The organism is Ruegeria sp. BHSA191 (assembly GCF_059613325.1).
Map to the genome: position 1 here is coordinate 1 of NZ_JBXWSH010000015.1, position 26,355 is coordinate 26,355.

A 26,355-nucleotide genomic window follows, 5' to 3' on the forward strand; every position below is an offset into this window, starting at 1 on the left:
AACAAATCCTCAAGATGCCCCAGTCTCTCCTGAGCGTCACAACCGTCTTTCCAGTCCGTCAGGCCGCCTCTCCAGCCCGTCACCAACGCCTCACCAGCGCCGGTGAAGGGGTATTTACGGATTAGGTCCGGGACCTGCAAGACCCATTTTCAAAAAACTTCCATTTTTTTCTCAGTTGACGATTTTCCTATTAAATTACATACAATTAACGACTTCATCATGCAGCTTTCATCCAACTGTACGCCCGTTTTGCCCCGAGAAACTTTAGCAAATGATGCCGCAACGCGGAATCGCAGTGGGAATCCGCTGTCGGGACATGGGTCGGAGCATTCGCAGCAAGACAAAAGGCCGCCCCGATCAATATCGGGGCGGCCTCCATGGGTCAGCGAACCTGCGGCTCAGACCAGGTCGAACCGGTCCGCGTTCATCACCTTGGTCCAGGCGGCGACGAAGTCAGACACGAACTTGCCGTCCGCATCCGCCTGCCCGTAAACCTCGGAAATCGCCCTCAGTTGCGAATTCGAGCCGAACACCAGATCGACGCGCGTGCCAGTCCATTTCACGTCGCCCGTGGCCCGGTCGCGGCCTTCATACACGCCCGGCTGGTCCTCCGCAGGTTTCCACTCGATTCCCATATCCAGCAGGTTGGTGAAGAAATCGGTGCTCAGCGCTCCGACCCGGTCGGTGAACACGCCATGCGTCGATCCGCCGTGGTTTGCACCCAGAACCCGCAGCCCGGCGACCAGAACGGTCATCTCGGGCGCCGACAGGGTCAAAAGCTGGGCCTTGTCCACCAGCAGGTCCTCGGGCGAGACGCTGTATTCCTGGCGCTGATAGTTGCGGAACCCGTCGACCATGGGTTCGAGCACCGAGAAGGATTCGACATCCGTCTGCTCCTGCGATGCGTCCGTGCGGCCCGGGGCGAAGGGGACCTCGACCTTGTGCCCGGCGGCAGCGGCGGCCTGTTCGACGGCGGCGGCCCCGCCCAGAACGATCAGATCGGCCAGCGACACTTTCTTGTTTCCGCTTTGCGCCGCGTTGAACGCTGCCTGGATGCCTTCGAGGACCGAGAGCACCTGGGACAGCTTTTCCGGCTCGTTCACGGCCCAGTCCTTCTGCGGGGCCAGCCGGATCCGCGCACCGTTGGCGCCTCCGCGCTTGTCAGAGCCGCGGAAAGTCGAGGCCGACGCCCAAGCGGTCGAGACCAGCTGTGGGATCGACAAGCCGCTGTCCAGAATCCGGGCCTTGAGATCGGCGATATCCTCCGCGTCGATCAGGTCATGATCCACCGGCGGCACGTTGTCCTGCCAGATCAGCTCCTCGTCCGGCGCCTCGGGGCCGATATACCGGATCTTGGGGCCCATGTCGCGGTGGGTCAGCTTGAACCAGGCGCGCGCGAAGGCATCGGCGAATTCTTCGGGGTTCTCGTGGAACCGCTTCGAGATCGGGCCATAGATCGGATCCATCCGCATCGCCATGTCGGCGGTCGACATGAAGATCGGAACCCGCTTCGACGGGTCTTCCGGATCGGGAGCCATGTCCTCGGGCTGGATGTCCTTGGGTGTCCAGACCCAGGCCCCGGCCGGGCTTTTGACCAGTTCCCAATCATATTTGAACAACACGTCGAAATAGCCGTTGTCCCACCGGATCGGGTTCGCGGTCCAGGCACCTTCCAGCCCGCTGGTGATAGTGTCGCGCCCTTTGCCCTTGCCGAAGGTGGACAGCCAGCCGAACCCCATCGCCTCGATCGGGGCGGCTTCGGGCTCGGGGCCCACATGGCTGGGATCGCCCGCGCCGTGCATCTTGCCGAATGTATGGCCGCCCGCGGTCAGCGCCACCGTTTCCTCGTCGTTCATAGCCATCCGCGCGAAAGTCTCGCGGATGTCACGGCCCGAGGCCACCGGGTCCGGCTTGCCGTCGGGGCCTTCGGGGTTCACGTAGATCAGGCCCATCTGCACGGCGGCCAGCGGGTTTTCCAGCTCGCGGTCGCCGGTATAACGGCTGCCTTCGGTATCGCTGGTGGCCAGCCATTCGGCCTCGGGGCCCCAATAGATGTCTTCCTCGGGCGCCCAGATATCCTCGCGGCCGCCGGCAAAGCCGAAGGTCTTGCCGCCCATCGATTCGATGGCGCAGTTGCCGGCCAGAATCATCAGGTCGGCCCAGGAAATCTGGTTGCCGTATTTCTGCTTGATCGGCCACAGCAAGCGGCGCGCCTTGTCCAGGTTGCCGTTGTCGGGCCAACTGTTGAGCGGCGCGAACCGCTGGGAACCGGTCGAGGACCCGCCCCGACCATCCGCGGTACGATAGGTTCCGGCGCTGTGCCAGGCCATGCGGATGAACAGTCCGCCGTAGTGGCCATAGTCCGCCGGCCACCAATCCTGCGAATCCGTCATCAGATCATACAGGTCCTGCTTGAGCGCCTGGTAATCCAGCTTCTTGAACACGTCGGCATAGTTGAAATCGGCGCCCAGAGGATTGCTGACCGGCTGGTGCTGATGCAGGATCGCCAGGTTCAGCTGGTTGGGCCACCAGTCCCGATTCGATCGGGTTCCGGCGCCGTGCATGATGGGGCATTGGCCCGTGTTGGGGGTGTCGCTTCCGTCCATCTCAATCTCCGATCCTGGCTGGTGTCAGTCTGTTTGCGAGGCAACCGTGCGAATGGCACGTCAAAAAGGGGCGGACCGCAGTCCGCTGGAATACCCCGAGTCATAGCAAATCCCAGCCATGAGAAAAAATTTTGTTTTCGGATTGATTTGATAGATATTGATTATGGCTCTGCCGGGTTCCTTCAAACCGATCCCCATCCACATGACGCGGCGTTCCCCAACGCCCAGATTGCCTTTTGCGGCCGGTGCTTCAAACTGCGGGCTGTGACGCGCGACACCGCGCGGGCCACAGGGGAGGATCGCCATGCAATTCGACTACGTCATCGTCGGCGGAGGGTCCGCGGGATGTGTGCTGGCCAACCGTCTGAGCGCCAATCCGGGCACGCGGGTCTGCCTGCTTGAGGCGGGCGGGGGCGGAAACGGCATTCTGGTCCGAATGCCCGCCGGGGTGGTCGCAATGCTGCCGGGGCGACCCAGGATCAACAACTGGGCCTTCGAGACGGTGCCGCAACCGGGGCTGGACGGCCGCAAGGGCTATCAGCCGCGCGGCCGGGCCCTGGGCGGATCCAGCGCGATCAACGCGATGCTCTATGTGCGCGGGCAACGGCAGGATTATGACGGCTGGGCCGATCTGGGCTGCGAGGGCTGGGACTGGGACAGCGTCCTGCCCTATTTCAAACGGTCCGAGAACAACGAACGCGGCGCGGATGACCTGCATGGCGCCGACGGCCCGCTTCAGGTGTCCGATCAGAAAGAAGAACGCCCGATCACGCGCGCCTTCGTCGAGGCCGCCGCCCAGTTGCAGCACAAGGTGACCGACGATTTCAATCGCGGCGACAACGAAGGCGCGGGGCTGTACCAAGTCACCCAGTTCCATGACCCCGCCAAAAACGGCGAGCGGTGCTCGGCCGCCGCGGCCTATCTGTTTCCAGTCATGGACCGGCCGAACCTGACGGTCATCACCGGGGCGCAGGCGCGCGAGATCACCTTTGACGGCCACCGCGCCACGGGCGTGATCTATCGCCAGGGCAGTAAGGGCGCCGACCTCACCGTCACCGCCACGCGCGAGGTTCTGGTTTGCTCGGGTGCGCTGAAATCGCCGCAACTGCTGCAGCTGTCGGGCATCGGCGACCCCGAGGACCTGACGCCGCATGGCATCGCCGTCCGCCACGCGTTGCCAGGCGTGGGCAAGAACCTGCAGGATCACCTGGATTTCATCCTGGCCTACAAGACAAAGGACACAGACAATTTCGGCATCGGCGCCGCCGGTACGGTGGGGCTGATCAAACACCTCATGCGGTGGCGCAAGACCGGGGTGTCGATGGCTGCCACCCCCTTTGCGGAAGGCGCCGCCTTTCTGAAGACCTCTCCCGATCTGGACCGCCCCGACATCCAGCTGCATTTCACCATCGCGCTGGTGGACGACCACGCGCGCAAGCTGCATCTGGGCTATGGGTTCAGCTGCCATATCTGCAAGCTGCGCCCCGAAAGCCGCGGCACCGTCTCGCTGCACAGCGCCGACCCCTTTGCCGCCCCGGCGATCGACCCGGCCTATCTGTCCGACCCGCGCGATCTGGACACAATGATCAAGGGCGCGCGGATGACGCGCGAAATCCTCGAGGCTCCGGCCCTTGCCGAATACCGCCACAAGGAAATGTTCGGCACCGACACCGCCCGGACCGACACGGATTGGGAACGCCATATCCGCGCGCGGGCCGATACGATCTATCACCCCGTGGGCACCTGCAAGATGGGAGTGGACGACATGGCGGTGGTCGATCCACAGCTGCGGGTGCGCGGGATGCAGGGGCTACGGGTGGTCGATGCTTCGGTCATGCCGACGCTGGTTTCAGGCAACACCAACGCGCCCACGATCATGATCGCGGAAAAGGCCGCCGACATGATCCTGGCGGATGTGGCCTGATCAGTCGCCGTTCAACGCCTGATCCGCGTGCAGCGCCTCAAGGCCCACGCGATAGTTGGGGTATTTCAGCTTCACGCCCAGATCGGTCTTGATCCGGTCGTTCCGAACGCGCTTGTTCTCGTTGTAGAAGCTGCGGGCCATCGGCGTCAGGTCGGCCGTATCGAAATCCACCGCAGGCGGCAGCGGCAGCCCCTGAAGCTGCGCGGCATAGCCGATCACGTCCTGCGGCGGCACCGGTTCGTCATCGCAGACATTGTAGATCGCGCCCGGATCGGGACGGAGCATCGACGCCTCGAGCACCTGTGCGATGTCCTCGACATGAATGCGCGAAAACACCTGCCCCGGCTTGATGATCCGCCGCAGCCCGCCTTTCTTCAGCTTGGAGAACGGCCCCCGCCCCGGCCCGTAGATGCCCGCAAGGCGAAAGATGTGCAGCGGCAGGCCGGGAATTGCGGCCCAGTCCTGCTCGGCCTGCAACCGCCAGCGCCCGCGCTCGGCCGTCGGGGTCGCCGGCGTGGACTCATCGACCCAGCCCCCCTGGTGGTCGCCATAAACGGCGGTGGTCGACAGGTACCCGACCCAGTCGAACCGCCCGGCGCGGGCGGCGAGCTCATCCCGCAGGGCGGCCAGAACCGGATCTCCCTTGGCCGTGGGCGCGGTCGAAATCAACAGATGCGTGACCCCGTTCAGATCGGGGTCCTCGCCCGGCCAGACCAGCGGTTCGGCCCCGGTGGCGCGGATGGCGTCTTTCTCGGCGGCATCGCGGGTGGTTCCGACGATGCGCCAACCCTTGGGGGCCAGCCGGCGCGACAGCGCGCGCGCGGTATAGCCGTGCCCGAATGAAAAAAGAGTTCCAGTCATGGCCCCTTGTTGATCGCGCCGCGGGCGGGATGCAAGCGCCGGATGGACGCACTTGATTCGAATCTCCGCCTGCGCCTTCATGGTGTGATGAGCGATGACAAACCCAGCCTGCACGCGGCTTATGCGCTGAAAACTCCGGCAGACAACAAACGGCTCTATGCCGAATGGGCGGGAGATTACGATCGCGGATTCGCCGCGCGCGAGGATTACCAGCTGCACATCCATACCGCCCGCGCCTTTGTCGGCGCCGGGGGGCAGGGTCCGGTGCTGGATGTGGGCGCGGGCACCGGCCTGTGCGGCGCGGTTCTGGCCGATCTGGGCGTGGGGCCGATCGACGCCACCGACATCAGCGCCGAGATGCTGGACAAGGCAATGCGCAAGGACATCTACCGCGACGCGATCGAGGCTGACCTGAACGAGGGCATCCCGGTTCCACGTGACAGCTATTCGGGCATCGTGTCGTCGGGCACCTTCACCCACGGCCATCTGGGCCCCGAGGTTCTGCCCGCCCTGCTGCGGGTGGCCCGGCCCGAGGCGCAATTCGCCCTGTCGATCAACGCCAAACACTTCGAGGCGCTGGGATTCGCAACCGCCTTCGACAATCTGCAGGCCGAGGGCCGTATGGAACATCTGACCCTGACCCCGGTCCGCATCTACGGCGACCTCGCCTCAGGCCCCAACAAGGACGACACCGCGCTGATCGCCCTGTTCGAGAAATCCTGATCCGCCTCAGCGACCCTTCCAGACCGGGTCGCGTTTCTCGGCAAAGGCGCGGGCGCCTTCCAGATTGTCCTCGGAGCCATAGAGAACATCGACCGTGCGCAGCTGCCGCTTGGTGATGCGGTTCATGATGTCCTGGAACTTGGAATCCTCGGCCTCGCGCACGATCTCTTTGATTGCGGCATAGACCAGCGGCGGACCGCTGGCCAGCAGGCGAGCCAGCTCCCATGCACGGTCCATCAGCTGGTCGGCCGGGACGATCTCATTCACCAAGCCCCAGCGATGCGCCTCTTCGGCGTCGAACCAGCGGCCGGTCAGCAGCAGTTCCATCGCGATGTGGTAAGGTATGCGCTTGGGCAGCTTGACGCTGGCCGCGTCCGCCACCGTGCCCGAGCGGATTTCCGGCAGGGCAAAGGTGGCGTGATCGGCCGCCAGAATCATGTCGGCACTCAAGGCCAGTTCCAAACCGCCGCCGCAAGCAATCCCGTTCACGGCGGCAATCACCGGCTTGTTCATGTCCCGCAGCTCTTGAAGGCCACCGAAACCGCCGACCCCGTAATCCCCATCCACGGCATCGCCCTCAGCCGCGGCCTTCAGATCCCAGCCGGGGCAAAAGAATTTCTCTCCGCCCCCCGTCAGGATCGCCACGCGTAGGCCCGGGTCATCGCGGAAGTCGCGGAACACTTCGCCCATCACCCGGCTGGTCGCCAAATCGATGGCATTCGCCTTGGGCCGGTCCAACGTGACCTGAAGGATTGCACCATCGCGGTGGGTTTTGATCGGGTTCATGGTCATGCCTTTCGGATCAGGGCATCAACGGCGACCACACTGTCGGCCGCGCAGATGAGAGGGTTGATTTCAACTTCGTCCACGACCGCCGCGTTGGCAATGACGTAGTTCTGTACCGCCATGGCCACCCGCACGACCGCATCGATATCCACACCGGGCTTGCCCCGATATCCGCTCAACACGGGCGCACAGGCCAGCTTGCCCAACGCATCGCGTACCGCGGACGGCGTGGACGGGATCAGGATCGAGGTCGAGTCGCGCAGGATCTCGGTCAGAACCCCGCCCGCCCCAAGGGTCAGCACATAGCCATGCGCCGGGTCGCGGGTGACGCCGATCAACAGCTCGACAATCCCGGTCGGGGCCATTTCCTCGATCAGAACCTCATCGGTGCCGATTGATCTCGCGACCTCGGGCAGATCTTGTCCAGAAACGCCCAGCCGCACCGCGCCATGTTCGGATTTGTGCGCCAGGCCAACGCCTTTCACCGCAAAGGGTCCGCTCAGACCGTCCACCGCCTTTTCCGCCCGATCCGCCCGCGCGACGACCGAGCGGGGAACCGGCACGCCGCAAGCGGCCAGTTCGGCCTTGGCCTGAGCCTCGGTCAGAGCGGTTGTGGCCGCATTGGCGGCGGGCAGCAAAACTGGCTCCTGCGGTTCGGGATGCGGGCGTGCTGCAGCGCGTGTCGCCGTCAGCGCCTCGCGCAGCCCGGCGAAGGGCACGACACCGCCCGCCATCAACCGCTCGGCTACGTCCTCGGGCATCAGTTCCGGCAAGGTCGCGGCCACGGCAAAGGGGCGACCGGTTCCGCGCGCGCAGGTCAACGCCGCACGGGTGGCGCAGTCCCAATCGGTGGCATCGGTGTGAGGGTAGTCAACGATCGAGATCGTCATCGCCACATGCGGCCCCGTCATCGCCGACCACGCCCGTGCCATCGCGTCAGCGTCGCGCCAGACATAGGTGTGGTAGTCCAGTGGATTGGCCAGCGCCACCATCGGCCCCAGCGCCGCGCGCAGGCCCGAGACTTGATCCGCGGTCAGCGGCGGAAAGTGCAGGCCGGTTCCTTCGGCCATGTCGGCGGCCAAGCTGGCCTCGCCACCGGAACAGCTGATTGTCGCCACTCCGGTCCCGTCCAGCGGCCCGGTGACATGCAACAGCTTCAGTGTTTCCAGAAACTCGGGCACGTCGTTCAGCCGCGCGATTCCCAGCCGGACCAAAAACGCCTGCGCCCCGGCATCGCCCCCCGCCAGCGAGGCGGTGTGCGAAATGGTGGCCGCCTGCGCCTGAGCTGACCGCCCCACCTTGAGGGCCACGATCGGTACGCCCCGGTCACGCGCCTTGGCCGCCAGCGCCTCCCATTTGCGCAGGTCGCCAAAGCCCTCGACATGCACACCGATGGCGGTGATCCGGTCATCCTCCAGCAGCGCCATGGCGATTTCGGCGTGGTGGGACTGTGCCTGATTCCCGCAGGTCAGCATGAAAGCCAGCGGCAGCGCCCGGCGCTGCATGGTCATGTTGATGGCGATGTTTGAGCTTTGCGTTAGAATGGCGACGCCCCGCTCCACCGGGCGCATCCCGTGCTGGTCGGGCCAGATCGCCACCCGGTCCAGTCCGTTGACGAAGCCATAGCAGTTGGGGCCGAGGATCGGCATGTCCCCCGCTGCAGCCACAAGCTGCGCCTGCAAGTCCGGCCCGTCCGCATCCTCAGCCAGCGCCTCGGTAAAGCCCGAGGCGAAACACACCGCCCCGCCCGCGCCAATGCGGGACAGAACCTCAACCGCCTCGATGGTGGCGCGGCGGTTGATGCCGACAAAGGCCGCGTCGGGCGCTTGGGGCAGGTCTTCGATCGTGGCAAAGACGCGCTCGCCCGCCACCTCGTCGGCCTTGGGATGCACCGGCCAGACCGGACCGGTGAACCCCAGTTTCCGCACCTGCCGGATGACCTCGGCACACCAAGCGCCCCCGCCGATCACCGCCAGCGAACGAAACCCCAGCATCCGCCTCAGCGCGGCGAGTTTTCCCGGCGTGAGCACATCCGCCGCGCCGTTCAGGCCCGGCGCCACGTTCATGCCCCCAACGCGCGCAGCAGGTCGCGGCTGATGATGTGGCGCTGGATCTCGCTGGTACCGTCCCAGATCCTCTCCACCCGGGCATCGCGCCAGAACCGTTCCAGCGGATAGTCATCCATCAGACCCATCCCGCCATGTACCTGGATCGCCGCATCGGTCACCCGCGCCAGCATCTCCGAGGCAAAAAGCTTGGCCGAGGCGATCTCGCGGTTGGCGGGCAGGCCCTTGTCCAGCCGGTCGGCAGCGGCCAGGGTCAGCAGGTCGGCGGCGTCGATCTCGGTGATCATGTCGGCGATCTGAAAGCTGACGCCCTGGAACTTGCCGATCTTCTGGCCGAACTGTTCGCGCGTGGCGGCATAGTCCAGCGCATAGTCGAAGGCCCGCCGCGCGCGACCCACGCACATGGCGGCCACGGTGATGCGGGTGGCGTAAAGCCAGGTGTTCATCACCTCGAACCCGCCATCGACCTCGCCCAGCACCTGCGCGTCGGGCAGGCGGCAGTCGTCGAACTCCAGCACCATGTTCTTGTAGCCGCGATGGCTGACCGATTTGTAGCCGTCGCGGATGGTGAACCCCGGCGTGCCGCGATCGACCAGGAAGGCGGTGATGCGCTTCTTGGGGCCTTTCGGCGTCTGATCCTCGCCCGTGGCGATGAAGACGATGATGAAATCGGCATGTTCCGCGCCCGAGATGAAATGCTTGGTGCCGTTCACCACCCAATCGCCGCCATCACGATCGGCGGAACACTTCATGCCCCGCACATCCGAACCCGCGCCCGGTTCGGTCATCGCCAGCGCATCCATCTTCTCGCCGCGCACGGCGGGCATCAGATAGCGTTCGACCTGATCGCCCTGACAGGCCATCAGGATGTTCTGCGGCCGCCCGAAGAAATGGTTCAGCGCCATCGACCCACGGCCCAGTTCCCGTTCGACCAGCGCGAATTCCAGGTGGTTCAACCCGGCGCAACCCACGCTTTCGGGGAAGTTGCAGGCGTAGAAGCCGAGTTCGATCGTTTTGCGCTTGATCTCGTCGGCGATCTCTTTCGGCACCTCTCCGGTGCGCTCGACCAGCTCTTCGTGGGGATAGATCTCTTTTTCCACAAAGATGCGGACGGTCGAGACGATCATTTCCTGTTCTTCGGACAGCCCGAATTGCATGGTGGTTCTCCAAGTGCAGATGTTGCGAACAGCCTGACCCGTCTTGCGCGCGTTTTCATGCAGTAATAGACATTCAATATGCAGAAATGGACTAAATCGACCTCTGCGATGCAGCATTTCGGCGTGTTGCTGTTCGACGGGTTTTCGAACCACTGTTTGGCCAACACAGTCGAGCCGCTGCGCGCGGCCAACACGCTGTCGGGGCGCACGCTCTACAGGTGGCAGTTTCTGTCGTTGAACGCGGGGCCGGTGACCTCATCCTCGGGGCTTCAGGTGTCGCCGCATGACAGGCTCGGCAACGTGTCCGGCGACCTGCTGGCGGTCATGCCATCCTATGGCTTTCGCGATCACGGCGGCTGGCGCATGCAGGCCAGCCTGCGCGCCGCCGCGCAACGGTTCCGCATCATGGCCGGAATGGACACGGGCAGCTGGCTGCTGGCCGAGGCCGGCTTGCTGGACGGGCATCGCGCGACCATCCACTGGGAGGAGTTGACGGGGTTCTCGGAACGCTTCCCCGAGGTGGAAACCTACCGCGAACGCTATGTCATCGACGGAGACCGCATCACCTGCTCGGGCGCGATGGCGGCGTTTGACCTGGTGATGCACCTGATCGGGCGGGATCACGGTCAGGCACTGGCGCTGGAAGTGGCGCAGCTGTTCATGACCCGCGATTCCGCCCGTTCACATATGGGCGGGGCCGGGTCGGCCAGCGCCTTCGTCAACAAAGCGTTGGCGCTGATGCAGGAACATCTGGAAACGCCCCTGCCCATCCCCGAGGTCGCACGGCGCGTCGGCCGCTCGCAAAAGGCGCTGGAATCGCGGATGCGGGCCGATCTGGGGGCCAGCCCCGCGCAGGTCTATCGCCGCCTGCGCCTGAACCTGGCCCGCAAGCTGGTATCCGAGACCGATCTGCCCATCGGCGAGATCGCCCTGCGCGCGGGCTATGACGACCCCAGCGCGATGACCCGCGCTTTCCGCGCCGAGTTCGGCACCTCGCCGCGCGCGATCCGGGCGGCCTCGTAACGCGGTCAGCCGCGCCCGCGATAGGTGGGAACGCCCTGATCGGGGATCCACACGCCCGGCAGCTCCGGCCCGGTCTGATAGAACACGTCGATCGGGATACCGCCGCGCGGATACCAATAGGCGCCGACACGCAGCCATTTCGGCTCCAGCACCTCTTCCAGCCGCTTGCCGATCGTGACACTGCAATCTTCGTGGAACGCGCCATGGTTGCGGAACGAACCCAGGAACAGCTTGAGCGACTTGCTTTCCACCAGCCAGTCACCCGGCACATAGTCGATCACGATATGCGCGAAATCCGGCTGCGCCGTCAGCGGGCAGAGCGAGGTGAACTCCGTCGCGGTGAAGCGCACGGCATAATCGGTGCCAGCCTGCGGGTTCGGCACCCGCTCCAGCACCGCCTCTTCGGGCGAGTTCGGCAGGTCGGTCTTGCTGCCCAGTTGGGTCAGGTTTGCATAGATGTCTTGGTTTGTCATTGTTAGAGCCTCATACACCGCGCTTGTTGTCCCAGATCAGGACATGCAGCTGCGGCAGGATGGTGGGGGTGAACCAGCGGTCGCCGAGGGTCTTGTCGATCAGCCATTCATAGCGGGACATGATCCCGTCCATGTCGATCTCGGCATCCTCGGCGTTGGGTGGCGGCGGGGTGTGGTTGCCCGGTTGCAGATAAAGCGGCAGCGCTGGAAACCGCTCGGCCGCGGCGCGGGCCCAGCGGTAATCCTCATCATCGAAGACCACGATCTTCATGACGGTGGGCGCGCCGTCGGCCCTGGTGATGCAGTCCTCGAACCGCGCCCAGTCGACGGTTTCGCCGGACGAGGGCGGTTTCGGGCTGAGGATCAGGGTGGACAATTCGCGGAACCAGTCCTGCGCCACCGAGCCCTGGGTTTCCATCACGAAGTCATAGCCCTTGGATTTGCCCAGCGCGATCAGCGGGCCGAAATCCTGAATGGCCGGGTTGCCGCCCGACAGCGACACGGTCAGGGGTGTGCCGCCGGACAGGGCTTCGACCTGCGCCCAGATCTGTTCGGGGGTCATCGGCGTCCAGTCATGGCGATAGGCGCTGTCCACCGCATGCAGGCTGTCACACCAGCTGCAGCGGTAATCGCAGCCACCCGCCCGCACGAAGACGGTCGGCACCCCGATCACGGCGCCTTCGCCCTGGATCGTGGGGCCGAAGATCTCGGCGATGCGCAGCAGTTTCACGGCCGATACTCCGCCCAGGTCTTGGGCGTCTCGCTGACCCGCACGGCGCTGGTCTGCGCCCAGCGCGCCTTGCAGTAGTCAAAGATCTCTTTCGCCAGCCGCTCCGAGGTGACCATGTCATGCCCGAACACGTCGTTCAGGTGCCGGTGATCCAGCTCCTCGTCGATATAAGTCTTGAGCGGCTTCAGATCGCGGTAGTCCACCACGAAACCATTTGCATCCAGCTCTTCGGCGGCCAGTTCCACCTCGACGATGTAATTGTGCCCGTGCAGACGCGCGCAGGGGTGGTCGTCGGGCAGGTGGCACAGCTGATGCGAGGCCGAGAAGTGGAATTCCTTGGTGATACGGAACATCAGTGCCCCTCCACCGCGGCTTTCCAGAACTCGGGATCGGCATAGACGGTCGGGTCTTCAATGCCGGCGATGTGAAACGCCTCGCGCCGTTCGACACAGGTTCCACAACGGCCGCAATGGGTCTCGCCGCCCTTGTAGCAGGACCAGGTGTCGGCGAAGGGCGTTCCGTGCTTTGCGCCCTCGGTCACGATGGCCGATTTCGGGATGTGAACGAAGGGCGTATAGAGCCTGACATTGGCATATCCGTCCAATGCCTTGGTCTGCATGACCTCGAAGGCTTCGGTGAATTCCGGCCGGCAGTCGGGGTAGATGAAGTGATCCCCGCCATGCACCGCCGTCGCCACGGCATCCGCCTGCTTGGCGGCGGCCACGCCAAAGGCGATGGCCAGCATGATGGCGTTGCGGTTCGGGACCACGGTGACCTTCATGTTCTCTTCGGCATAGTGCCCGTCGGGCACGTCGACGTCATCGGTCAGGGCCGAGCCCGACAGATGCTTGCCGATATGGCTCATGTCGATCAGGTCATGCGGCACGCCCAGCCGCTCCGCGCAGCGGGCGGCAAACTCGACCTCCTTGCGGTGACGCTGACCGTAGTCGAAAGAGATCAGGCCGATCAGTTCGTTTTCGGCGGCAACCTTGTGCGCCAGAGAAACCGAATCCAGTCCGCCCGAGCAGATGACGATTGTCTTCACTTTTCAGATCCTTGTTTTGTAAGCCGGGTAGGCTGCGACCGGCGCCCGGTTCATCCGGACCAGCGGTGTCTATCAGACCCCGCGCGGAAAGGTAAAGACCCATCAAAACGGAAAGCCGCCCATCGGCGGCTTGTCCAGACGGTGTCACAGCTTGGGGTGCGGCTGGTGCCCTTCAGCCGAACCGTTTTTTCTTGTAGGCGCGGGTGCGTTCCGTAGCCTCGGCCGAGCCGTCGTGATAGGTGCCGAACCACCGGTCGAAGGGAATCTCGGAAGTGCCATAGTTGCACTCGAAATACCGGTGGTGCAGTTGGTGAAAGAAATCGCCCGCCCTCGCCGCTTCCGTGTCCCCCGCTTTCAGCTTTTCGAACCCCGAATGGGACAGGATCGGGCTGACCTGCTGGAAGTAGGCATGGAACAACAGGTGCAGCGGGTGCGACGGCACGATCAGGTGGATGAAATAGGTCGTGAAATACAGCAGGTTCTCGTACCAGTGGTTCGAGATGCCCGACCACGGACCAACATTGACGTTCCGGTGATGCACGGCGTGCACATGCTTGAACAGTTTCGGATGATGCTCCAGCCGGTGTACCCAATAGAAATGCAGCCCGGACCACATCGGGATGAACAGCATCCAGACCACGCACCAGACCGGCGCCTGTTCCCATGTGACGGTTGGCACCCAACCGTTGGCCATCACCCAGTAGATTCCCCATTGATAGACGGTCGCCACCGTCATGGCGCTGCCCAGCGTCCACCAGATGTTGTCCCAGACCTGGTTGTTGAAGGTGAAGATGCCGTTCTTGCGCGTCAGATCCCGGCGGTCGAACTTCTTGTACATGCCCTGGCCCTTGCGGATGTAGAGCCACCAGTGCAGCCCGCCCGCGACAAGGGTCTGAGGCACCATGTTCAGCAGCCAGATGCGGAACATCCAACCGGGTGCGAAGCTTTGCATCGCCTTGAGCGGCGGCAGGAAAAGCACATAAGCTGTCAGTGCCAACACTATGCACAGGGTCAGCGCGGTGATCTGCAACCACGCACCGCTGTACCATTTCACTACCGCCATCGGTCTGGGCGGCCAGCTGAACAAAGGGTTCAACACCACTGGATCAGATGGCCGATAGTGCCAGCGGGCAGCTTCGGGATCATGCGAGGCATCGGTCATGGCAAAACCCTCTAGGTGGCGTAATCCGAGCCTTCGGCATCCAGAACGGCCTTGATCTCGCGCAGATGGGCCTCGGCCTGCCCCGGATAGTCATCCAGCTCATGCGCGGTCTTTTCGGCGATCTCGTCCGAAAGCACCCGCAACGGCCGGCCCGTCTGAAGGGCGCGAATATAGGTCTCGGCGGCGCGCTCGAAATAATAGAGTCTATTGAAGGCATCTGCCGCATCGCTGCCGATCACCAACACACCGTGGTTGCCCATGATCATGACCTTCTTTTTCGGGTCGGACAGCATCGTGGCACAGCGCTCGCCCTCGCTTTCAAAGGCCAAACCGCCGAATTCCTCGTCGATGACATAGCGGTTGTAAAAGGTTGCTGTGTTCTGGTCGATCGGCGGCAGGGTGCTGTCGGCCAAGGAGGCCAGGACGGTGGCAAAGATCGAATGCACATGCATCACGCAACGCGCATGCGGGCACCTGCGGTGAATCGAGCCATGCAGCCCCCATGCGGTGGGGTCCGGTGCGCCGGGCTTGCTCATCGTGTCGGGATCGTTGGCATCCAGCAGCAGAAGGTCCGAGGCACGGATGCGCGCGAAATGCATCTGGTTCGGGTTCATCAGGAACTGCGTGCCACACTCGTTCACGGCAAGGCTGAAATGGTTGGCGACTCCTTCATGCATGTTCAACCTTTCGGTCCAACGGAAGGCCGCGGCCATGTCCACGCGCTCCTGCCAATGGTCGATATTCGGCTTCAGATTGGTGACGCTCATCCGGAGGCTCCGTTCGGCTTGTGCAGAGGGCTGATACAAACCGTGCCGGGCCGGGGCGCAATTGACCAACGAAAAAATTGGCGTTTTGGCATTAGCTGAGCTTATGATTGGATTATGAAACCTCGGAACCCTCTTCCCCCGCTTGGCTGGCTGCGGACCTTTGAGGCCGCGGCCCGCCACCTGTCCTTCACCGGCGCGGCGAGCGATCTGAACATGACGCAAAGCGCCGTCAGCCAGCAGATCAAGTCACTCGAGGGTTATCTGGGCCAGCCCCTGTTTCACCGTCGCCCCCGCGCATTGGAACTGACCGAGGCCGGGATCACCTATCTGCCCGTGGTGCGCGAAGCGTTCCGGACGCTGGTACGCGGCACCCAGGCCGTGACCGGGCAACAGGAAAATACCGTTCAGGTGCAGTGCAACATCACCTTTTCGGTGAACTGGCTGGCCCCCCGCCTGCCCGCGTTCCGCGCGCTGCACCCCGATGTTCACCTGAACATCTTCACCGAATTGTGGGAGCCGCGCGAGATGGCCGAAGGCGCGGCGGTGGAAATCCGCTATTCCCTGCGCCCGGCCGACACGGTCCGCACTGAGCTTTTGCGCAGCGATCACTACTACCCCGTCTGTGCCCCCGACTATCCGGTCACGCTGGAAAACCTTCAGCAGCAACCGCTGTACGACTGTTCGAACCTTCTGTCGAACTGGGTCAGCTGGGCCGAAGATCAGGGTCTAAACTGGGAAAATCCGCCGATTACTTACGCCACGACCTATATGGTCGGCCTGTCCGTCGCGATGGCCGGCGGCGGGCTGTGCCTGGCCCATGATACCATCGCAAAGCGCCTTCTGGACGAAGGCCGTCTGATCGCGCCGTTCGAGCATCGCGCGCCGATGCCCGAAGCCTACTACCTTCTGCTGTCGCCTCAGGCCGAGGAGACGCCGGGTGCCGTGGCCTTTGCCGAATGGATCCAGGCGGAAATCGCCGCCGAGCAACACCTCGCCTGACCTTCATCCGTCCTTGGGGCGGCTGGCAACCCAGGCATAGCCGTTCTCGCATAGGATATAGGTCTCGCGCAGGCCGTGAGGCTTGTCGCTCGGCTCCTGCAGCACGACCGCGCCAGCGGACCGGGCGCGCTCCGCCGCGTCGTCCGGGTCGGTATCGTACAGGTGGATCTCGATCCCGCCACCGCGCGGGGGCGTTTCGGGAACCAACCCAAGCAGCGGGTTGGAATGATAGGTGCCGTCCGAATGCAGCTGAAACACCTGATCGCCATAGGTGACGATGGCGAAATCCGCCGTCACCTGATGGGATTTCAGGCCAAAAACAGTCTCTAAAAAAGCACATTCCGCTGGCACGTCGCGCACCAGCAGGTTCAGCCCGATCCCGCGCAGGCTGCGGCCGAAACTGTCGGCATCCATGGTTTCGTAATCCATGCCCCTACCAGACCCCGCATCGCGGCGCGGATCAAGCATTTGCTGCCCCGGACCAGGCCGGATGACGGTTTCATGAAGGTGGCACGGCAGGGGTTGCACCTTCCGATGCATTCGGGAAAGTTGTGCCATGGAATACGCACCCTTCCCCTCTTGGCCCGACGTCGCCCCCCGCCTGATCGCCGTTGCCGCCGGCCGCGAAGCCGCCGACATGGTCATTCGCGGCGGGATCTGGATCAACGTACACAGCCGCGAGGCGCTGCCCGATCATGCCATCGCCATCGCCGCCGGACGCGTGGCCTATGTCGGCCCCGACGCCAGCCACTGCATCGGCCCCGACACGCAGATCATCGAGGCCAAGGGCCGCTACATGATCCCCGGCCTGTGCGACGCGCATATGCACATCGAATCCGGCATGCTGACCCCGGCCGAGTTCGCCCGCGCTGTTATCCCGCATGGCACGACGTCGATGTTCACCGACCCGCATGAGATCGCCAACGTGCTGGGGCTGGACGGCGTGCGGATGATGCATGACGAAGCGCTGATGCAGCCGGTCAATATCTTTACCCAGATGCCGTCCTGCGCGCCCTCGGCGCCGGGTCTGGAAACCACCGGTTATGAGATCACCGCCGAAGACGTGGCCGAGGCCATGACCTGGCCCGGCATCATCGGGCTGGGCGAGATGATGAATTTTCCCGGCGTGATCCATGCAGACCCCAAAATGCTGGCCGAAATCGCCGCCACCCAGCGCGCGGGCAAGACCGTGGGCGGACACTATGCATCCCCTGATTTAGGGCCTGATTTTGCCGCTTATGTCGCCGGCGGCCCGGCGGATGACCACGAAGGCACCTGCGAGGCCGACGCCATTGCCCGCGTGCGACAAGGGATGCGGTCGATGATGCGGCTGGGCTCGGCCTGGTATGACGTGGAAAGCCAGATCACCGCCGTCACCGAAAAAGGGCTGGACCCGCGCAACTTCATCCTGTGCACCGATGACTGCCATTCGGGCACGCTGGTGAACGAGGGCCACATGAACCGCGTCGTCCGTCATGCCATCGCCTGTGGCTGCGACCCGCTGATCGCGTTACAGATGGCCACGATCAACACCGCCACCCATTTCGGGCTGGAGCGCGAGATCGGCTCGATCACGCCGGGCCGCCGGGCGGACGTGATCCTCAGTTCGGACCTGACCGACTTGCCGATCGAGATGGTCATCGCGCGCGGACAGGTGGTGGCCGAAAATGGCGCGATCAAGGTGGATTGCCCGCATTACGACTGGCCCGACCGGGCGCGCAACACGGTGCATCTGGGCCATGCCCTGACCGCCGCCGATTTCGAGATCCCCGCGCCCGAGGGCGCCAACCGCGTCCGCGCCAACGTGATCGGCGTGGTGGAAAACCAGGCCCCCACCCAGGCGCTGAAGGCCGAGCTGCCCATCATCGGCGGGCTGGTCGAGGGCGAAGGCGATGTCTGCCAGATCGCGCTGGTCGAGCGGCACCGGGCCACGGGCGGCGTCACCAACGCCTTCGTCTCGGGCTTTGGCTATCAGGGCCGGATGGCCATGGCCTCGACCGTGGCGCATGACAGCCACCACATGATCGTGGTCGGCACCGACCGCGAGCAGATGGCGCTGGCCGCCAATCGTCTGGCCGAAGTGGGCGGCGGCATCACCATCTTCCGAGATGGCGAAGAGCTGGCGCTGGTCGAACTGCCCATCGCCGGCCTGATGTCCGACAGCCCGGCCTCCGACGTCGCGGCCAAGGCGCAAAAGATGGTCGAGGCGATGCAGACCTGCGGCTGTCAGCTGAACAATGCCTACATGCAGCACTCGCTGCTGGCCCTTGTCGTGATCCCCGAACTGCGGATATCCGATCTGGGACTGGTGGATGTCCGCACATTCGAAAAAATTGACCTTCTGGAACCCCTCGCATGACAAAAATAACAACGCCCGAACCACGGGACCCCGAGATTTTCACCGATGCCGCCGCAGCCGTTGCCAGGCTGGAAGAGCTGTATAACGAGGCCACCGCCTTTCTGTGCGAAAGCTTTGCCGAGGCGATGGAAAGCGGCGCGCCCAAGGTCCGGTACAGAGCCTATTATCCGGAAATCCGTATCCGTACGGCGTCCTACGCGCATGTGGACAGCCGCCTGAGCTTTGGTCACGTGTCCGAGCCGGGGGTCCATGCCACGACGGTAACCCGGCCGGATCTGTTCCGGTCCTACCTCACGCAGCAGATCGCGCTGCTGATCAAGAACCACAACCAGCCGGTGACCATCGGCCCATCGACCACGCCGATGCCGGTGCATTTCGCCGTGGCCGGCAACCCCGATCTGGTGGTTCCGCATCAGGGTGCGGCGGGGTTCACCCTGCGCGACGTGTTCGACGTGCCCGATCTGACCACCACCAATGACGACATCGTCAACGGTGTGCACGAACCGCTGGATGGCGTCGGCCCGCTGGCCTTGTTCACAGCGCAACGCATCGATTACTCGCTGGCCCGGCTGGCCCACTACACAGCCACCGATCCGGACCATTTCCAGAACCACGTTCTGTTCACCAACTACCAGTTCTACGTCTCGGAATTCGAGAACTATGCCCGCGCGCAACTGGCCGACCCGGACAGCGGCTATACCAGTTTCGTTTCGACCGGGAATGTCGAGATTACCGACCCCGACGCGCCGCTGGACCAGCCGCTGAAGCTGCCGCAGATGCCGACCTATCACCTGAAACGCGCCGACGGGTCGGGGATCACGCTGGTCAATATCGGCGTCGGGCCATCCAACGCCAAAACCGCCACCGACCACATCGCGGTGCTGCGCCCACATGCCTGGCTGATGGTTGGCCACTGCGCAGGGCTGCGCAACACGCAGGCCCTGGGCGACTTTGTGCTGGCCCATGCCTATCTGCGCGAAGACAAGGTGCTGGACGACGACCTGCCCGTCTGGGTGCCGATCCCGCCGCTGGCCGAAGTTCAGGTCGCGCTGGAACGCGCCGTGGCCGAAGTGACCGAGCTGGACGGCTATGAGCTGAAGCGGATCATGCGCACCGGCACGGTGGCCTCGGTCGACAACCGCAACTGGGAACTGCGCGACCAATCCGGCCCGGTGCAACGGCTGAGCCAGTCGCGCGCCATCGCGCTGGACATGGAAAGCGCAACGATCGCCGCCAACGGCTATCGGTTCCGCGTGCCCTACGGTACCTTGCTGTGCGTGTCCGACAAGCCCCTGCATGGCGAATTGAAGTTGCCCGGCATGGCGTCCGAGTTCTATACAACTCAGGTCGGCCGCCATCTGGCGATTGGAATCCGGGCGATGGAACACCTGCGGGGCATGCCGCTGGAACGTCTGCACAGCCGGAAATTGCGCTCGTTCGATGAAACGGCCTTCCTCTGACGCAAAAAAGCAACGAAATCCCCATATTTTTTGGGGGTTCGGCGCTACTATTCGTTGTGTTCGCCCACAATATCCCGTTACAGTTACGCGGTGAGGCCCAATAGATCGGGCACGTTAAGGAGACCAAGAAATGGCAAAGCCTATGACGAAGACTCAGCTGGTTGCTGCTCTCGCTGAGGAAATGGGAACCGACAAGAAATCCGCGAACGCGGCGCTGGAAGCGATCACCAACCTGATCACCCGCGAAGTTTCGGCCGGTGGCGCCGTGACCCTGCCGGGCGTCGGCAAGATCTACTGCCGCGAGCGCCCCGAGCGTCAGGTGCGCAACCCGGCCACCGGTGAGACCTTTACCAAAGAGGCCGACAAGGTCGTGAAAATGACCATCGCCAAGGCCCTGAAGGACAGCGTCAACAGCTGATCCCACCCCAAGGTGGTACGAAACAGGGGCCGCGGTTTCGCGGCCCTTTTTCTATGCCGCACGGTGCCATCCGCCGGTTGCAGACCCAGAGAAAATCAGGAACAGTCGCCACAGAATTCAAACGAGGCTTGTCATGGATCTGCGCGCCATCGCCATGGGGCTGGCCTTTGCCTTCATCTGGTCGTCGGCCTTCACCTCGGCGCGGATCATCGTCGCGGATGCCTCGCCGCTGTTTTCGCTGGCCGTTCGCTTTTTGATTTCCGGCATCCTGGGTGTCGCCATCGCCGCGGCTATGGGCCAGAGCTGGCGCCTGACGCGGTCGCAATGGTACGCGACCATCCTGTTCGGAATCTGCCAGAATGCCCTGTATTTGGGTCTGAATTTCTATGCGATGCAAACGGTCGAGGCCTCGGTCGCGGCGATCATCGCATCGACCATGCCTCTGCTGGTGGCGCTGGCCGGTTGGCTGCTGTTCGGGGAACGGTTGCGCCCGCTGGGTGTCCTGGGGCTGCTGGCCGGGTTCGCCGGTGTGGCCCTGATCATGAGCAGCAGGATCAGCGCCGGGATCGACCTGTTCGGCGTTGCCCTCTGCGGGCTGGGCGCGCTGGCTCTGACTTTCGCCACGCTGGCCGTGCGCGGGGCGACCTCGGGCGGGAACTTCATGATGGTCGTCGGCCTGCAGATGTTCGTCGGCTCGGCGGTTCTGTTCATCGCCGCCCCGCTGTTCGAGACGATTTATGTCCGCCCGACCTGGCCGCTGGCGCTGGCCTTCACCTACACGACCCTGTTCCCCGGCCTGCTGGCCACGCTGATCTGGTTCCTGCTGCTCAACCGGATCGGGCCGATCCGCGCGGCGACCTTCCATTTCCTCAACCCGGTGTTCGGGGTCACGATCGCCGCGATTCTTCTGGGTGAACGGTTGGGCGCAATGGATGCCGTCGGTGTTGCGGTCACCACGCTGGGCATTCTGGCCGTGCAGTTGTCACGCCAGCCGGTTCAGCGCAGCAGGGCCTCGACCTGACGGCGCAGCTTGCGGGAGTCCGGCCGCGTCGTCGACCCAAAGGTCGCCACGACCTCGCCTTCGGGGCTCAGCAGGATCTTGTTGAAATTCCAGTTGGGCACAAACCCGGTCTCGGCGGCGACCGCCTTGTAGAACGGGTGGGCCTGCGGGCCGGTCACGGGGGTGATGTCGGTCATGGGCAGGGTCAGGTCATAGTTCAACTCGCAGAACTCCTTGACCTCGCTGGCGGTTTCCAATTCCTGGTTGAAGGAATCCGACGGGACCGCCAGAACCACCAAACCCTCGGATCCATAGGTGTCCTGCAGCTTTTGCAGCCCAGCATATTGCCCGGTGAACCCGCATTGCGAGGCCGTGTTGACCACCAGAACCGGCTGGCCGCGCCAATCCGACAGCGACAGCGTGCCGCCATCAATTGAAGCGAACTCTCCGGACACAGGCGCGGCCTGCACCATCCGGCCGATCAGCAACAGGGCAGACAACAGCAGCATTCTGAACATGGCTTGACCTCCTCTTTGTCATTGATACGCACGAAGAACGGCGGCAGATCACCCGCACGATCGCGCGAGCCGGGCAAAACAGGGCTTTGCTTTTGTCGCGGCGCACCCCAATTATCTCGGGAAAGGAATAACGCCGGAGGACCCATGTCAAAATATACCAAAGATCCATCGGTTGTCGCCGCCCTCTCGCCCGAGGAATTCCACGTCACCCAGCGCAACGGGACCGAACGCCCCGGCACCGGCAAATACCTGCACCACAAGGAACCGGGCATTTATGTGGATGTCGTATCGGGTGAACCTCTGTTCGCCTCGACCCACAAATACGAATCGGGCTGTGGCTGGCCCAGTTTCACCAAACCCATCGTGCATGACCACGTCACCGAGCTTGAGGACCGCTCGCTGGGCATGATCCGGACGGAGGTCCGCTCGAAACACGGCGACAGCCACCTGGGCCATGTGTTTCCCGATGGTCCGCTGGACCAGGGTGGGCTACGCTACTGCATCAACTCCGCCGCGCTGCGGTTCATCCATCGTGACGACATGGAGGCCGAGGGCTATGGCGAATACCTCGATCAAGTGGAGGACCCGAAATGACCGAACAACGCGCCGTTCTGGCCGGAGGCTGCTTCTGGGGCATGCAGGATCTGATCCGCAAGCTGCCCGGCGTTCTGCGCACCCGCGTCGGATATACCGGCGGCGACGTGCCCAACGCGACTTATCGAAACCACGGCACCCATGCCGAAGGGATCGAGATCTGGTTCGACCCCGCGCAGATCACCTATCGCGATCTGCTTGAGTTCTTCTTCCAGATCCACGACCCGACCACCGTGAACCGTCAGGGCAATGACATCGGAATGAGCTATCGCTCGGCCATCTATTTCTGCGACGAGACCCAGAAACAGATCGCGCTGGACACGATCGCCGATGTGGATGCCAGCGGGCTGTGGCCCGGCAAGGTCGTGACCGAGGTCGAACCCGTCGGCGATTTCTGGGAGGCCGAGCCCGAGCATCAGGACTACCTTCAGCGTATCCCCAATGGCTATACCTGCCACTTCCCGCGCCCGGACTGGGTTCTGCCCAAACGCAGCAGCGCTGCAGAATAGCAGTCAGCCGACGGCCACCCGCGGGCGGCCGCTGGCTTCGACGGTCAGCATCGCCTCGACAAAGACATCCTTGCCCTCGATCCGGGCGGTGCGGATGTCGCGGTTGACGATCACGCGGACATCCTGGGCACCGGCCTCGCGCACGGCGCTTTCGGTCTCGCGCCGCAGTTCAGCCTCCAGCAGGTCCAGCGCGGGTTCAGGCGTGGGGAAATCCTGCGGCCCGTCGTTCAGATGCACGCGGTACCGGCCTTCGGACGGAGCAGTCACGGTGCCCGCCCGGCGCATGGTCAGCCGCCCCACGACGGCCCCGATCGCATTGGCCACCCCGGCATAGTCGGGCAGCACCATTGTACAGCGCAGCCGCTCACCGACCGCAGGGTAATAGCTTGGCGCCGAGGCCCCCAGCCCGACCACATCCACGTTCAGCTTCGTATCCAACGCCAGCAGACCGCGATGCCCGCGCAACCCCCGCCGCGTCAACACATGGCGCGCCAGATCCTCGGGCGGCAGGCCGAACTCCTCGGCCTCTTCCGCAAAAGCAGTCTCTAACAAGGTCAAAATCGTCTGTTCGGTCAACTGATCCACGATCATCCCGGCCAGTTCTTCGGCCGAGCCCGCCAGCCGGTCGCCTGACCCCACACGCCGGCGCGCAATCAGTTCCAGCGCCTTGCGCGCGGCATCGGCATCCCAATCGGACAGACGCCCCAGAACGTGGCTGGCATCCGACGGCGTCACCCCCGAGACCTGAACGATCCCGCGGTCCACCAGCCGGGTCAGAGCACCGTTTTCCATCCGGGTGCGCAACAGGGCGCTCAGGGGCAGAACCTTGTCCCCCAGCCGCTCCAACAGCCCCGCCTCGCGCGGACCCAGACCCTCGGCGTGGATGCCGGGCACACGGCGGGCGAAACGGGTATCGTGCTCGCCCACCGTGGTCGCGCGCAACTGCTCGTCCAGAGCGGCATGGACCACTTCGGGCGCCTGGGCCGCGATCAGAGACACCGGCAGCACCCGGCGCGGACCGAGGAAAACGCCGCCGCGCAGGCCCTCGGTCACCACATGCACCTGGCTGTCACCGCCCAGACCATGAGTGCGCATCGCCACCGCCTCGACCATGGTGCGGAACCCGCCAACCCGGGCGCCCGCCGGGTCGATCGCGGGTTTACCATCGCGGATCAGCGCCACATCGGTCGTCGTCCCTCCGATATCCGAAACCAGCGCGTCCTGAACTCCGGTCAGCCACCGCGCGCCCACGATCGAGGCCGCCGGACCGCTGAGGATGGTCTCGATCGGCCGTTCCCGCGCCTGCTCGGCGCTCATCAAGGCTCCGTCCCCACGCACCACCATCATCGGCGCGTCGATGCCCAGCTCGTGCAGAACATCCTGAGCCCGGCCGATCAGGCGGTCGATCATTCCGATCAGACGCGCGTTCAGCACCGCCGTCACCGCACGTTTCGGCCCGTTCAGCTTGGCCGACAACTGATGCGAGCAGGTCACAGGCGCGCCGGTCTTCTCGGTGATGATCCGCGCAACCTCAAGCTCATGCGCGGGGTTGCGCGTGGCGAACTGGGCCGCGACCGCAAACCCGGAAATCCCGGACTGCTGGTCCAGAAATTCGGTCAACGCCCTTGTATCCAACGGCGCGGCCTCGGCCCCGGCATGGCTGTGCCCGCCCGCGATCACCAGCGCCGGGTCGCCCTTCAGCGCATCGCGCAGCCCATGCCTGTCCAGATCACCATCCCGAAACCCAACATATATCAGCGCAACGCGCCCGCCCTGCCCCTCGACCAGCGCGTTCGTGGCCAGCGTCGTCGACAGCGACGCCATCGAGATCTGGCCGGGTGCGACCTGCGCCCGGTCCAGCACTGCCCGGATCGCCCGCCCGACGCCGATCGCAAGATCCTCGCGCGTGGTCAGGGACTTGGCCGAGGCGATCACCTCTTCCTCGTCCCGGATCAGCACCGCATCGGTGTAGGTTCCACCGGTATCCACGCCCAAAGCCAACGCCATCGGGGTCTCCATCCTGTTCGCAGTCACGGGTGTAGCGGATTGAACCGACGCGTCCAGCCTGTTTGCGGCATTCACGACAGTTGTTCGACCGCCCAGCGCGCCGCGTCGGCCACCGTCGGATCGGGATCCTCGGTCAGCGCCTGCGCGACCGGAATCAACTCGGCCGACCCGGAATTGCCGATGGCATACAGAACGTTGCGCACGAACCGGTCGCGCCCGATCCGCTTGATCGGAGACCCCGAGAACTTGTCCCGGAACGCCGCATCGTCCAACCCGGCCAATTCCGCCAGCGGCGGCGCCATCAGGTCTTTGCGCGCGGCATAGCGGATGTCGCTGGCCGCCACCGCGAACTTGTTCCACGGACAAGCGGCCAAGCAATCATCACAGCCATAGATCCGGTTGCCCAGCTTGCCGCGCAGCTTTTGATCCACCGGCCCCTTGTGCTCGATGGTCAGATAGGAAATGCAGCGCCGCGCATCCAACTGATAGGGTGCCGGGAAAGCATCCGTCGGACAGGCATCCAGACAGGCCCGACACGACCCGCAATGATCCACTTCCGGTGGATCCACCGGCAGGTTCAGAGTGGTGAAAACAGACCCTAAAAAGGCCCAATTGCCCCAATCGCGGCTGACCAGATTGGTATGTTTGCCCTGCCACCCCAGCCCGGCCGCATGGCCCAGTGCTTTCTCGGGCACCGGCGCGGTATCGACGAACACCTTTACCTCGCCGCCAGCCTCGGCAATCAGCCATCGGGCCAGCCGCTTCAGCCGCTTCTTGACCAGATCGTGGTAATCCCTGTTCTGCGCATAGACCGAGATCGCCCCGCGATCAGGTCGCCCCAGAACCTCGGTCGGATCATGATCCGGCGTGTAACTCTCGGCCAGCATGATGACCGAGCGCGCCTCGGGCCACAGCTTCGCCGGATCCCCCCGCCAATGGGTCCGCTCGGCCATCCAACCCATTTGCCCGTGATAGCCCGCCGCCAGAAAGGCGGCCAACCGCGCAGGCACCTCCGGTACGTCCCACGGGCGGCAGATCCGGCACGACACGAACCCCTCGGCCCGGGCCTGCGCCACCAACCTGTCCTTCAATGCTGTCGCGCTGTTCATCTGGCCCAAAATATCCTCGGGGGTGAATTGGCCCAACGGGCCAAGAGGGGGCAGACAGC

26 protein-coding genes are annotated in these 26,355 nt (G+C 64.1%); 10 read left to right on the forward strand and 16 right to left on the reverse strand.

Annotated elements, in window-relative coordinates:
• Positions 1-398: 398 nt before the first annotated feature.
• Positions 399-2,606, reverse strand: a complete 2,208-nt coding sequence (gene katG / locus AC2FNS_RS13940; RefSeq protein ID WP_496712446.1) for a catalase/peroxidase HPI — start codon at positions 2,604-2,606, stop codon at positions 399-401.
• Between the two features lie 60 nt (positions 2,607-2,666).
• Positions 2,667-2,912, reverse strand: coding sequence for a hypothetical protein (locus AC2FNS_RS13945; protein WP_490360091.1), 246 nt, complete (start codon positions 2,910-2,912; stop codon positions 2,667-2,669).
• On the opposite strand from AC2FNS_RS13945, the gene AC2FNS_RS13950 reads away from it, so the two are divergent.
• Positions 2,911-4,530, forward strand: coding sequence for a GMC family oxidoreductase (locus AC2FNS_RS13950; RefSeq protein ID WP_496797709.1), 1,620 nt, complete (start codon positions 2,911-2,913; stop codon positions 4,528-4,530). The two genes, AC2FNS_RS13945 and AC2FNS_RS13950, sit on opposite strands and share 2 nt — an antisense overlap.
• Here the strand turns inward: AC2FNS_RS13950 and AC2FNS_RS13955 are convergent, their stop codons facing one another.
• Positions 4,531-5,391: an SDR family oxidoreductase gene (locus AC2FNS_RS13955; RefSeq protein ID WP_496797710.1), complete on the reverse strand. Its 861-nt coding sequence runs from the start codon at positions 5,389-5,391 to the stop codon at positions 4,531-4,533.
• A gap of 87 nt (positions 5,392-5,478) precedes the next feature.
• Here AC2FNS_RS13955 and AC2FNS_RS13960 point away from each other — a divergent pair, with 87 nt between their 5' ends.
• Positions 5,479-6,114, forward strand: a complete 636-nt coding sequence (locus AC2FNS_RS13960; RefSeq protein ID WP_496797711.1) for a class I SAM-dependent DNA methyltransferase — start codon at positions 5,479-5,481, stop codon at positions 6,112-6,114.
• Positions 6,115-6,120: 6 nt separating this feature from the next.
• Here AC2FNS_RS13960 and AC2FNS_RS13965 read toward each other — a convergent pair whose 3' ends face one another.
• The 3 genes from AC2FNS_RS13965 to AC2FNS_RS13975 are packed head-to-tail and all read right to left on the reverse strand — an operon-like array spanning position 6,121 to position 10,123.
• Positions 6,121-6,906 (reverse strand): carnitinyl-CoA dehydratase, encoded by a 786-nt coding sequence (locus AC2FNS_RS13965; protein ID WP_496797712.1) that lies wholly within the window; start codon positions 6,904-6,906, stop codon positions 6,121-6,123.
• Positions 6,903-8,966 carry an acetate--CoA ligase family protein gene (locus tag AC2FNS_RS13970; protein ID WP_496712452.1) on the reverse strand — a complete coding sequence of 688 codons (2,064 nt, stop codon included), beginning with the start codon at positions 8,964-8,966 and terminating at the stop codon, positions 6,903-6,905. The genes AC2FNS_RS13965 and AC2FNS_RS13970 overlap by 4 nt, the downstream gene beginning before the upstream one ends.
• On the reverse strand, positions 8,963-10,123 hold the full coding sequence (locus AC2FNS_RS13975; protein WP_496712453.1) for an acyl-CoA dehydrogenase family protein: 1,161 nt from the start codon (positions 10,121-10,123) through the stop codon (positions 8,963-8,965). Before AC2FNS_RS13975 ends, AC2FNS_RS13970 begins: the two co-directional genes overlap by 4 nt.
• A 78-nt stretch (positions 10,124-10,201) precedes the next feature.
• On the opposite strand from AC2FNS_RS13975, the gene AC2FNS_RS13980 reads away from it, so the two are divergent.
• Positions 10,202-11,146, forward strand: coding sequence for a GlxA family transcriptional regulator (locus AC2FNS_RS13980; protein ID WP_496712454.1), 945 nt, complete (start codon positions 10,202-10,204; stop codon positions 11,144-11,146).
• 5 nt (positions 11,147-11,151) lie between these two features.
• Here AC2FNS_RS13980 and queF read toward each other — a convergent pair whose 3' ends face one another.
• The 6 genes from queF to AC2FNS_RS14010 all read right to left on the reverse strand — a co-directional run bounded on the left by queF (position 11,152) and on the right by AC2FNS_RS14010 (position 15,323).
• Positions 11,152-11,619 carry a preQ(1) synthase gene (gene queF, locus AC2FNS_RS13985; protein WP_496803885.1) on the reverse strand — a complete coding sequence of 156 codons (468 nt, stop codon included), beginning with the start codon at positions 11,617-11,619 and terminating at the stop codon, positions 11,152-11,154.
• Between the two features lie 10 nt (positions 11,620-11,629).
• On the reverse strand, positions 11,630-12,349 hold the full coding sequence (gene queE / locus AC2FNS_RS13990; protein WP_496803886.1) for a 7-carboxy-7-deazaguanine synthase QueE: 720 nt from the start codon (positions 12,347-12,349) through the stop codon (positions 11,630-11,632).
• Entirely contained in the window at positions 12,346-12,702 is a 357-nt protein-coding gene (gene queD, locus AC2FNS_RS13995; protein ID WP_496712458.1) for a 6-carboxytetrahydropterin synthase QueD, read from the reverse strand. The genes queE and queD overlap by 4 nt, the downstream gene beginning before the upstream one ends.
• A complete protein-coding gene (gene queC / locus AC2FNS_RS14000; protein ID WP_496712459.1) occupies positions 12,702-13,394 on the reverse strand; it encodes a 7-cyano-7-deazaguanine synthase QueC in 693 nt (230 codons plus the stop codon). The genes queD and queC overlap by 1 nt, the downstream gene beginning before the upstream one ends.
• Before the next feature lie 172 nt (positions 13,395-13,566).
• Positions 13,567-14,556 (reverse strand): sterol desaturase family protein, encoded by a 990-nt coding sequence (locus tag AC2FNS_RS14005; RefSeq protein WP_496797713.1) that lies wholly within the window; start codon positions 14,554-14,556, stop codon positions 13,567-13,569.
• Between the two features lie 11 nt (positions 14,557-14,567).
• Entirely contained in the window at positions 14,568-15,323 is a 756-nt protein-coding gene (locus AC2FNS_RS14010) for a class II aldolase and adducin N-terminal domain-containing protein (protein ID WP_496712461.1), read from the reverse strand.
• A 114-nt stretch (positions 15,324-15,437) separates the two neighbouring features.
• Here AC2FNS_RS14010 and AC2FNS_RS14015 point away from each other — a divergent pair, with 114 nt between their 5' ends.
• Positions 15,438-16,322: a LysR substrate-binding domain-containing protein gene (locus tag AC2FNS_RS14015; protein WP_496712462.1), complete on the forward strand. Its 885-nt coding sequence runs from the start codon at positions 15,438-15,440 to the stop codon at positions 16,320-16,322.
• 3 nt (positions 16,323-16,325) lie between these two features.
• On the opposite strand, the gene AC2FNS_RS14020 is transcribed toward AC2FNS_RS14015, so the two are convergent.
• Complete coding sequence (locus AC2FNS_RS14020; protein WP_496712464.1) at positions 16,326-16,751, reverse strand: VOC family protein; 426 nt, start codon at positions 16,749-16,751, stop codon at positions 16,326-16,328.
• 127 nt (positions 16,752-16,878) lie between these two features.
• On the opposite strand from AC2FNS_RS14020, the gene ade reads away from it, so the two are divergent.
• The 4 genes from ade (at position 16,879) to AC2FNS_RS14040 (ending at position 21,580) form a co-directional block, all read left to right on the forward strand.
• Positions 16,879-18,681, forward strand: coding sequence for an adenine deaminase (gene ade, locus AC2FNS_RS14025; protein ID WP_496797714.1), 1,803 nt, complete (start codon positions 16,879-16,881; stop codon positions 18,679-18,681).
• Positions 18,678-20,141: an AMP nucleosidase gene (locus tag AC2FNS_RS14030; protein WP_496687715.1), complete on the forward strand. Its 1,464-nt coding sequence runs from the start codon at positions 18,678-18,680 to the stop codon at positions 20,139-20,141. The genes ade and AC2FNS_RS14030 overlap by 4 nt, the downstream gene beginning before the upstream one ends.
• A gap of 130 nt (positions 20,142-20,271) precedes the next feature.
• Positions 20,272-20,559: an HU family DNA-binding protein gene (locus AC2FNS_RS14035; RefSeq protein ID WP_005979685.1), complete on the forward strand. Its 288-nt coding sequence runs from the start codon at positions 20,272-20,274 to the stop codon at positions 20,557-20,559.
• Positions 20,560-20,692: 133 nt separating this feature from the next.
• Complete coding sequence (locus tag AC2FNS_RS14040) at positions 20,693-21,580, forward strand: DMT family transporter (RefSeq protein WP_496712466.1); 888 nt, start codon at positions 20,693-20,695, stop codon at positions 21,578-21,580.
• On the opposite strand, the gene AC2FNS_RS14045 is transcribed toward AC2FNS_RS14040, so the two are convergent.
• Positions 21,556-22,077 carry a glutathione peroxidase gene (locus tag AC2FNS_RS14045; protein ID WP_496683174.1) on the reverse strand — a complete coding sequence of 174 codons (522 nt, stop codon included), beginning with the start codon at positions 22,075-22,077 and terminating at the stop codon, positions 21,556-21,558. The two genes, AC2FNS_RS14040 and AC2FNS_RS14045, sit on opposite strands and share 25 nt — an antisense overlap.
• Before the next feature lie 144 nt (positions 22,078-22,221).
• Between AC2FNS_RS14045 and msrB the strand changes: the two genes are divergently transcribed.
• The gene (gene msrB / locus AC2FNS_RS14050; RefSeq protein WP_496683177.1) at positions 22,222-22,671 is read left to right on the forward strand and encodes a peptide-methionine (R)-S-oxide reductase MsrB; all 450 of its coding nucleotides are present in this window, start codon (positions 22,222-22,224) and stop codon (positions 22,669-22,671) included.
• The gene (gene msrA / locus AC2FNS_RS14055) at positions 22,668-23,180 is read left to right on the forward strand and encodes a peptide-methionine (S)-S-oxide reductase MsrA (RefSeq protein WP_496712468.1); all 513 of its coding nucleotides are present in this window, start codon (positions 22,668-22,670) and stop codon (positions 23,178-23,180) included. The genes msrB and msrA overlap by 4 nt, the downstream gene beginning before the upstream one ends.
• A 3-nt stretch (positions 23,181-23,183) precedes the next feature.
• Here msrA and AC2FNS_RS14060 read toward each other — a convergent pair whose 3' ends face one another.
• Together AC2FNS_RS14060 and queG are read right to left on the reverse strand one after the other, a co-directional pair.
• Positions 23,184-25,187, reverse strand: a complete 2,004-nt coding sequence (locus AC2FNS_RS14060; protein ID WP_496797185.1) for a hydantoinase/oxoprolinase N-terminal domain-containing protein — start codon at positions 25,185-25,187, stop codon at positions 23,184-23,186.
• 71 nt (positions 25,188-25,258) lie between these two features.
• Positions 25,259-26,296: a tRNA epoxyqueuosine(34) reductase QueG gene (gene queG, locus AC2FNS_RS14065; protein WP_496712470.1), complete on the reverse strand. Its 1,038-nt coding sequence runs from the start codon at positions 26,294-26,296 to the stop codon at positions 25,259-25,261.
• Between the last annotated feature and the right edge of the window lie 59 nt (positions 26,297-26,355).